Origin of the sequence: Amycolatopsis orientalis DSM 40040 = KCTC 9412 (genome assembly GCF_000478275.1) — a bacterium.
GTDB lineage: Bacteria > Actinomycetota > Actinomycetes > Mycobacteriales > Pseudonocardiaceae > Amycolatopsis > Amycolatopsis orientalis.
The window spans coordinates 216,636-225,565 of record NZ_ASJB01000062.1; the positions used below are offsets into that span (position 1 = coordinate 216,636).

7 protein-coding genes are annotated in these 8,930 nt (G+C 68.5%); all 7 read left to right on the forward strand.

The window, feature by feature from the left end; genetic code table 11:
• Positions 1-5 precede the first annotated feature (5 nt).
• Positions 6-1,661: an NAD(P)/FAD-dependent oxidoreductase gene (locus tag L324_RS21425; protein ID WP_037311244.1), complete on the forward strand. Its 1,656-nt coding sequence runs from the start codon at positions 6-8 to the stop codon at positions 1,659-1,661.
• A complete protein-coding gene (locus tag L324_RS21430; protein WP_037311247.1) occupies positions 1,658-3,079 on the forward strand; it encodes an ATP-binding protein in 1,422 nt (473 codons plus the stop codon). The genes L324_RS21425 and L324_RS21430 overlap by 4 nt, the downstream gene beginning before the upstream one ends.
• Positions 3,080-3,219: 140 nt before the next feature.
• Positions 3,220-4,308: a hypothetical protein gene (locus L324_RS21435; RefSeq protein WP_037311360.1), complete on the forward strand. Its 1,089-nt coding sequence runs from the start codon at positions 3,220-3,222 to the stop codon at positions 4,306-4,308.
• On the forward strand, positions 4,308-5,462 hold the full coding sequence (locus tag L324_RS21440; RefSeq protein WP_037311250.1) for a toxic anion resistance protein: 1,155 nt from the start codon (positions 4,308-4,310) through the stop codon (positions 5,460-5,462). Before L324_RS21435 ends, L324_RS21440 begins: the two co-directional genes overlap by 1 nt.
• Positions 5,459-7,084, forward strand: a complete 1,626-nt coding sequence (locus tag L324_RS21445; RefSeq protein ID WP_037311253.1) for a VWA domain-containing protein — start codon at positions 5,459-5,461, stop codon at positions 7,082-7,084. The genes L324_RS21440 and L324_RS21445 overlap by 4 nt, the downstream gene beginning before the upstream one ends.
• Positions 7,081-7,677, forward strand: a complete 597-nt coding sequence (locus L324_RS21450) for a hypothetical protein (protein ID WP_037311256.1) — start codon at positions 7,081-7,083, stop codon at positions 7,675-7,677. The genes L324_RS21445 and L324_RS21450 overlap by 4 nt, the downstream gene beginning before the upstream one ends.
• Before the next feature lie 269 nt (positions 7,678-7,946).
• Positions 7,947-8,912 carry an IS481 family transposase gene (locus L324_RS21455; protein ID WP_037311259.1) on the forward strand — a complete coding sequence of 322 codons (966 nt, stop codon included), beginning with the start codon at positions 7,947-7,949 and terminating at the stop codon, positions 8,910-8,912.
• Positions 8,913-8,930 lie beyond the last annotated feature (18 nt).

Genomic DNA, 8,930 nt, shown 5'->3' on the forward strand with positions numbered 1-8,930 from the left:
ATCCGGTGAGCCAGCCGATCCTGTTGACCGTCGACGACGATCCCGCCGTATCCCGTTCGGTCGCCCGCGACCTGCGCAGACGGTACGGGAAGGACTACCGGATCATCCGGGCCGATTCCGGGGCCGACGCCCTGGAAGCACTGCGCGAGATCAAGCTGCGCGGCGACGCCGTGGCCGCGATCCTCGCCGACTACCGGATGCCGCAGATGGACGGCATCGTCTTCCTCGAGAAGGCGATGGACCTGTTCCCGAACGCCCGCCGCGCGCTGCTGACCGCCTATGCCGACACCGACGCCGCGATCCAGGCCATCAACGTGGTCGACGTCGACCACTACCTGCTCAAGCCGTGGGACCCGCCGGAGGAGAAGCTCTACCCGGTCATCGACGCGCTGGTGGAGACCTGGCGCGCGGTGGGGGAACGGCCGGTCGACGAGATCAAGCTCATCGGCCACCGGTACTCGTCGCCGTCGTTCCACCTGCGGGACTTCCTGGCGCGCAACGCCGTGCCGTACCGCTGGTACTCGGTCGACGACGACGAGGGCCGCCGGATCCTGGAGGCCGCGGACGCCGCGCCGCAGGACATCCCGGTGCTGGTCACGCCGGACGGCACGGTGCTGCGCCAGCCGTCCGGACCGGAACTCGCCGACGCCGTCGGACTCTCGACACGGCCGGCGCAGGAGTTCTACGACCTGATCGTGATCGGCGGCGGGCCGGCCGGGCTCGGGGCGGCCGTGTACGGCGCGTCGGAGGGGCTGCGGACGGTCATCGTCGAGCGCAAGGCCACCGGCGGGCAGGCGGGCACCAGCTCCCGGATCGAGAACTACCTGGGCTTCCCCGACGGCGTTTCCGGGGCGCAGCTCACCGACCGCGCCCGCCGCCAGGCGCTGAAGTTCGGCGCGGAGGTGCTCACCACCCGCGACGTCGTCGGACTGGAGGCGCGCGGTTCGGCGCGGGTGGTCATGTTCGGCGACGGGACCGAGATCGCCGCGCATTCGGTGGTGCTGGCCAGCGGCGTCACCTATCGCGCCCTGAACGCCGAGGGGATCGAGAAACTCACCGGCCGCGGCGTCTACTACGGCTCGGCCGCCACCGAAGCGCCCGAGTGCAAGGGCGAGCACGTCTACATCGTCGGCGGCGCGAACTCGGCGGGCCAGGCGGCGGTGTTCTTCTCCAAGCACGCCGCCGACGTCACGATCCTCGTCCGCGGCGAGTCGCTCGAAGCGTCGATGTCGCATTATCTGATCGAACAGATCGCCGGGATCGGGAACATCCACGTCCGCACCCGGACCACGGTGGTCGAGGCCCACGGCGACGACCATCTCGAACGGCTCACCCTGTGCGAGAACGGCGGCGCGACCGAGACCGTGCCCACCGGCCATCTCTTCATCTTCATCGGCGCCGCGCCGCGGACCGATTGGCTGGGCACGGAGATCCTGCGGGACGACCACGGTTTCGTCCGGACCGGGCCCGATCTGCTGACCGACGGCGCGCAGCCGCCCGGCTGGCCGCTGGACCGCGACCCGCACTACCTGGAGTCGTCCATCCCCGGCGTGTTCGTCGCGGGTGACGTCCGGGCGGCGTCGGTGAAACGTGTCGCGTCCGCCGTCGGCGAAGGCGCCATGGCGGTCACCCTGGTTCATCGCTACTTGGAGGAGCAATGAGCGTTCTGCCCCGGGAGGAACTGCGCGGGCTCTTCCTCTTCGAGCACCTCAGCGAGGAACAGCTGGACTGGATCGACGAGCACGCCGTGCTGGAGCGGTACGCCGGCGGCACGACGGTCATCCGCGAGGGCGAGCCGGCCACCTGCTTCTACCTCCTGCTGTCCGGCGCGCTGCGGATGACGCGGCTCGTCGGCGGAACCGAGGTCGAGACGATCCGGTCCGACCAGCGAGGCGCGTACTGCGGCGCGACGCAGTTCTTCGTGCACCAGGAGACCGAACACACGTACGGCGCTTCGGTGCACGCCGTCAGCGATCTCACCTTCCTGACCCTGCCCGCGGCCGAGTTCGCCACCGAGTTCCGCCGCTGGTTCCCGATGGCGACGCATCTGCTGGAGGGCATGTACCTCGGCTGGCGCAACAGCGACACGGTGATCGGCTCGCGGCGGCGTCTGCTCGCGCTCGGCGAGCTGTCCGCCGGGCTGACCCACGAACTCAACAACCCGGCCGCGGCCGCCGTACGGGCGACGGCCGCACTGCGGGAGCGCGTCGCGGGGATGCGGCACAAACTCGCGCTGCTGGCGAAGAAGAACGTCGATCCCACGTTGCTGGAGCAGTTGCTCGACATCCAGGAGCAGCTGGTCAAGCAGGTCGCCTCGGCGCCGAAGCTGACCGCGATGCAGCAGGCCGACCGCGAGGACGAGATCGGCGACTGGTTCGACGACCACGGCATCGACCAGGGCTGGGACCTCGCCGACATCTACGTCCGCGCCGGGCTGACCGTGCCGGATCTCGATCGCCTGCTGGACTCGGTGGGGGAGACCTTCCTCGACGGCGCCGTCCGCTGGCTGGCGTACGCGCTCGAGACCGAGATGCTGATGGGCGAGATCGAGGATTCGACGACGCGGATCTCGGTGCTGGTCGGCAAAGCCAAGCAGTACTCCCAAATGGACCGTGCGCCGCACCAGTGGATCGATGTCCACGAAGGACTCGACTCCACGCTCGTCATGCTCGCCGGCAAGATCGCGCCGGGGATCCGGGTCGTGAAGGAGTACGACCACACGGTGCCGAGGATCCCGGCGTACGCGGGCGAACTGAACCAGGTGTGGACGAACGTCATCGACAACGCGCTCGGCGCCATGGGTGCAGAGGGCACACTGACGCTGCGGACGTCCCGGGTGGACGATCACGTGCACGTCGAGATCGGCGACACCGGCCCGGGGATCCCGATGGAGATCCGGCAGCGGATCTTCGAACCGTTCTTCACCACGAAACCGGTGGGACAAGGGACCGGGCTCGGTCTGGACATCTCCTGGCGCATCGTCGTCGAGCGGCATCAGGGCGATCTGCGGGTCGACTCGGAACCCGGGAACACGCGGTTCACCGTGTGCCTGCCGGTCTCGGAGCAGTCCGTGATCTGATTTTCCTTCTACCCCAACGGTTCGCCAGGAGTTGACGACTTCTTCCGTTCACACACCGTTCATTTCGAAATGGCTCGCCCGCGCGTCAAAAGAGGTGAACGGGCTGAAGGATCGGGCCTGTGAACGAGGGGGTGGGCTCGGTGAAACGCCGTCTGTCGATCGGCTTGGCCGTGGTGCTGCTGCTGGCCGTGGTGGCCGTGATCATCTGGGGCCGGGGAGGCGACGAAGACACCGCGCAAGGTACCGGCCTGACCACTGTGCGTGGGGTCATCGGTTCGGAGAAACTCGCGTTCTTCTCCGACAAGCGGGTGACTGACGCCTTCGCGAAACACGGCCTGAAGGTGGAGGTCGACACCGCGGGGTCGCGACAGATCGCGAACATGGACCTCGGCGGGTACGAGTTCGCGTTCCCGTCCTCGTCACCCGCCGCGCAGCGGATCCAGCGGGACCACAAGGTGACGGGCGTGCACACGCCGTTCCAGTCGCCGATGGCGGTCGCGACCTTCGAACCCATCGTGAACCTGCTGGCCGCCAACGGGATCGTGCGCAAGGGTGCCGGGGACTATCAGGTGCTCGACATCGCGAAGTACCTCGAACTGGCGCAGAAGGGCACCCGCTGGGACCAGCTTCCCGGCAACACCGCCTTCCCGGCGCGCAAGAACGTGCTGGTCACCACCACGGATCCGCGTGAATCGAATTCGGCGGCGATGTACCTGTCGATCGTTTCCTTCGTCGCCAACGGGAACAACGTCGTCAGCACGCCGGAAGCCGAAGCGAAGGTGCTACCCGGGGTGTCGAAGCTCTTCATCGACCAGGGATACACGCAGAACAGCACGGAAGGGCCGTTCGAGGACTACCTCGCCGCCGGGATGGGCAAGACGCCGATGGCGCTCATCTACGAGTCGCAGTTCGTCGACAGGCTGGTGCGCGCGGACGGCTCGATCAGGCAGGACATGCGCCTGCTCTACACCGCGCCGACGGTCTACTCGAAGCACACGCTCGTCCCGCTGAAACCGAATGGCGACCAGGTCGGCAGGCTGCTCGCGACCGACCCGGAACTGGGGAAACTCGCCGCCACCTTCGGGTTCCGCACCGGTGACCCCCGGTTGTTCGCCGACGTCGTCGCCGCGGCCAAGGCGCCGGTGCCCGCCGATCTGGTGGACGCCGTCGAACCGCCGTCGTTCGAAACCCTGGAGCGTCTGCTCGACGCCGTGAAGAAGCAGTACTGATGGACGAGTTCACGCTCACTCCACCCGAACCGGTGGAGGCGATCCCGGCCGAGCGGGCGGTCGGCCTGGTCACCCTCGGCCCGGAGGTGCATGCCGAAGTCGCCCGGCGCGCCGAGGAGTTCGCGCGGCGGCTCGAAGCCCTCGACGTCCGATCGCCGGAGTTCACCCGGGTCTTGGACGAACTGCTCGCGGTCGGCGAGTCCGACATGCGCGCGGCGGCGTCGGTCGCGGGCGCCCTGCTGGATCGCTCGGCGCGGGCCCTGGCGGAAATCGGGTCACCGCAACAGCAGGCAGCGGTGAGTCTGGCCGGGCTCAGGCGGACCGTGGCGGAGATCGATCCCGCGAAACTGCCGATCACCGGCCGGAAACTGAGGGGACTGATCCCGGTCGCGTGGAGCGCGAAGAAGGCGCTGGACCGCTACCGCGCCGCCAACGAGCCGGTGAACGCGCTGGTCCTGGAACTGCGCGCGCGGCAGGACGTCCTGCGGCGGGACAACGCCGCGCTCAAGGGTGAACGGGAGCGGCTGTGGGCGACGCTCGGCAAGCTGTCGGAGGCGGCCGCGTTCGCCGAGGCGGTCGACGCGGCGATCGACCGCCAGGCGGGGATCTTCGACCTGACCGATCCGGCGCGGGCCAAGTCGTTGCGGGCCGACGCGCTGCATCCGATCCGGCAGTGGCACCAGGATCTGCTGACCCAGCTCGCGGTGAGCGCGCAGGGCTATCTCGCGCTGGATCTGGTGCGGCGCAACAACGACGAGCTGATCCGCGGGATCGAGCGGGCGGTGTCGACCACGGTCGCGGCGCTGCGGGTCGCACTGGTGGTGAGCGGGGCGCTCGCCGGTCAGCGTGACGTCCTCGACGAGGTGCGGGCCGTGCAGGCCACGACCGACGGGCTGATCAGGGCCAACGCGGAAATGCTGGAACTGCGCAGCGCCGAGATCCAGCGCGCGGGCAGTGATCCCGCGGTGGCGGTGGAGACGATCCGCGAGTCGTTCGAGCGGATCTACCGGAGCATCGACGCGATCGACGAGTTCAAGGCGGGGGCCGTCTCGACGATGGCGGCGACCGTGGAGGCGCTGTCCGGGGAGATCCGGCGGGCCGAAGACCAGCTGCGCCGGTCCCATGAGACGGCGACGGCCGAGGGGGCATCGTGAAACGCTGGACGGTACTGGCGATCAGCGCGGTTTGCGCGCTGTCGCTGGTTTCCTGTGATTCGGGCGAAGGAGAGGAACGGGGACTGGGGGAGGCCGAGCCGGGTACCTTGCGGGTGCTCGCGGGCAGCGAGCTGGCGGATATGCGACCGCTGCTGGAACAGGAAGCGGCGGCCACCGGGGTCAAGGTCAAATTCCAGTTCGCCGGCACGCTGGAGGGCACCGAATCGCTCGCGAACGGGAAGGCGGACGGCCAGTACGACGCCGTCTGGTTCTCGTCGAACCGCTATCCCGCGGCCGTTCCCGAAGCGGCGAAGCGGTTGGGCGAGCAGGTGAAGATCATGAGTTCGCCGGTGGTGCTCGGTCTTTCCGCCTCGGCGGCGCAGCGGCTCGGCTGGACCGGGCGGCCGGTGGGCTGGGGCGAAATCGCCGAACAGGCGGGGAAGAAGGCCTTCAGCTACGGCATGACCGATCCGTCGGCCTCGAACTCCGGGTTCTCGGCCCTGGTCGGGGTCGCGTCGGCGCTCGCGGGCGCGGGCAACGCCATCGACGCGCAGCAGATCGCTTCCGTCACCCCGAAACTGACCGAGTTCTTCAGCGCGCAGGCGATGTCCGCAGGCTCGTCCGGCTGGCTTTCCGAGGCATACCAACGGAGGGCGAGCGGTCAGGATCCCGGCAAGAAGGTCGACGGCTTGATCAACTACGAGTCCGTCCTGCTTTCGCTGAACGCGACCGGAACGCTCCCCGAACCGCTGACGCTGGTGTATCCCTCAGACGGTGTGGTCACCGCCGACTATCCGCTGACCCTGTTGCAGAGCGCGAATCCCGACGCGCGGGACGCGCATCGCAAACTGGCCGAGCGGCTGCGCACACCGGACACGCAGCGCAGGATCATGGAGACCACGCAGCGCCGTCCGGTCGTCCCCGGAGTCCAGCTCGGACAGCAGTTCGCTCAGCGGGATCTCGTCGAGCTGCCGTTCCCCGCGACGCAGCAGGCTGTCGACGCGTTGCTGGGCGCGTATTTCGACAAGATCCGGCGTCCCTCGCGGACGCTGTACGTGCTCGACACGTCCGGGTCCATGGCGGGGGACCGGATCGAGGCACTGCGGACCGCGCTGATCGGCCTGACCGGCGCCGACGGTTCGCTGACCGGGCGGTACCGGCGGTTCCGCAGCCGCGAAGAGGTCACGATGCTGCCGTTCGACACGGTGCCCGGCCGCCCGGAGACCTTCGTCGTTCCGGAAGGTGATCCCCAGCCCACGTTGGACAAAATCAAGCACTTCGCCGAAGACCTCGACGCGGACGGCGGTACGGCGATCTACGACAGCCTGGATCGCGCGTACGGCATCCTGGGGCCGCTGGTCGCCCGCGACCCGGACCGGTTCACCTCGATCGTGCTGATGACCGACGGAGCGAACGCGGGCGGTTCCACGTTCGCGGACTTCCAGCGGAAGTTCCCTGCGCTGCCGGAGGCGGTGCGGCAGATCCCGGTGTTCACCGTCATCTTCGGTGAGGGCGACTCCGCCGAACTGGGCGAGGTCGCGAAACGCACCGGCGGCAACGTGTTCGACGCGCGCGGCGACGTACTGCCCAAGGTGTTCCAGGAAATCCGCGGGTACCAATGATCCGGTACCTCGGCTCCACGAAGAACCTCGCCGGCTGCGTCGGCGGGCTGATCGGGCTCGTGCTGTACCTGACCGGCGTCGTCGGCGGACTGTGGCCGGTGGTCGTCGCGGGGCTGTACGCGGTGTTCGCCCTGCTCGCGCCGCCCGAACGGATCCGGCTGGTGCCGGTGGACGCCGTCACCGAAGCCGGGCGGCTGCGCGCCGACCTCGCCTCGGTGGTGGGCAAGGTGACCGCGCAGGCGCAGCGGATGCCAGAGTCCTCTGTGGACGGTGTGCGGCGGATCGCCGAGGTCCTCGACGATCTGCTCGCGCGGCCGGAGCGGCTGGCCGCCGATCCGGACGTCCGGCACGCCATCGTCCGGCTGGCACGGACGGATCTGCCGCTTTCCGTGCAGACCTACCTCAACCTGCCGTGGTGGTTCGCCGCCAAACGGCGGGCGAGCGGCGAGCGGAGCGCGTCCGAAGAACTGCTCGCGCAGCTGGATCTGCTGGAGACCGAAGCGCACCGGGTCGCGGAACGGTTCTACGCCGGGGACGTCATGCTGCAGGCCGACCACACGCGCTACCTGCGGGAACGAGGCGACCGGGGCTAGGGCGTGTTTCACAAGTCAAGTTCGCGGTCTTCGCGCCCAGGTGTCCCCTGGCGGCACGGCGGAATGCGCCCGAGTACAACCCGGTACGAGGGCGATCCCGCCGCACCGCCAGGAACCACCTGGATCACGAAGCCCATCGAACAGACTTATGAAACACGCCCTAGGTGTATCTGGCCAGGAGGTTGGTTGCGGGAGGGTTCTGGTTGACATGGGGAGAGCCTCCGGTTGAGGTGTGGCTTGTCTAGGACCCACGCCAGCCGGAGGCTCTCGTGTCTCACCGTAACGCCCGGACCACGTTTCTGGGCAGGTTGCTGATCGTCCAGCGCCACCAGGCCGGATGGCCGCAAGCGCATATCGCCGCCGCGATGGGAATCTCCCGCAAGTGTGTGAAGACGTGGCTGGACCGCTATGCCACCGAGGGCGAGCCCGGTCTTCGTGACCGGTCCTCGCGGCCGCACACCTCACCACGACGCACTGATGATCAGCTCGAGCAGCGGATCATCACGTTGCGGCAGCGTGAACGCCGCGGGCCCGCCTGGCTCGGCTGCGAACTAGGTGTCCCGACCCGGACGGTGTCGCGGGTATTGGCTCGTCACCAGATCCCTCGGCTGGCCGCGCTGGACCCGATCACCGGCCAGGTGATCCGGGCCAGCAAGACCACCGCCGTCCGCTATGAGCGTGAGCGGCCGGGCGAGCTGGTCCACATGGACGTCAAGAAGATAGGCCGCATTCCCGACGGCGGAGGCTGGCGAGCCCACGGCCGGGCTCAGCGGGAGACCACCCGCGACCGCCACGCCAAGATCGGCTACGACTACGTCCACTCCCTGGTCGACGACCACTCTCGCCTGGCCTACTCCGAGATCCACCCGGACGAGAAAGGCCCGACCTGCGCCGCCTTCCTCACCCGCGCGATCACCTACTTCGCCGGCCACGGAATCACCCAGATCGAACGACTGATGACCGACAACGCCTGGGCCTATCGCTGGTCATTGCGGGAAGTCTGCGCCGAGCACGGGATCCGGCAGAAGTTCATCAAGCCCCACTGCCCCTGGCAGAACGGCAAAGTCGAACGTCTCAACCGCACGCTGCAAACCGAGTGGGCCTACCGCCAGGTCTTCACCAGCAACACCGAACGCACCGCGGCACTTGCACCCTGGCTCGAGCACTACAACACTCAACGCCGCCACAGCGCACTCGGCGGCCAACCACCCACCAGCCGACTGCAACCAACCTAATGGCCAAATACACCTAGC

What these genes read in the sequence shown, in the direction of transcription:
- L324_RS21440 (WP_037311250.1), top strand. Translation starts at nt 4,308, where the DNA reads ATGGACGAGTTCACGCTCACTCCACCCGAACCGGTGGAGGCGATCCCG.
- L324_RS21450 (WP_037311256.1), top strand. Translation starts at nt 7,081, where the DNA reads ATGATCCGGTACCTCGGCTCCACGAAGAACCTCGCCGGCTGCGTCGGC.
- L324_RS21430 (WP_037311247.1), top strand. Translation starts at nt 1,658, where the DNA reads ATGAGCGTTCTGCCCCGGGAGGAACTGCGCGGGCTCTTCCTCTTCGAG.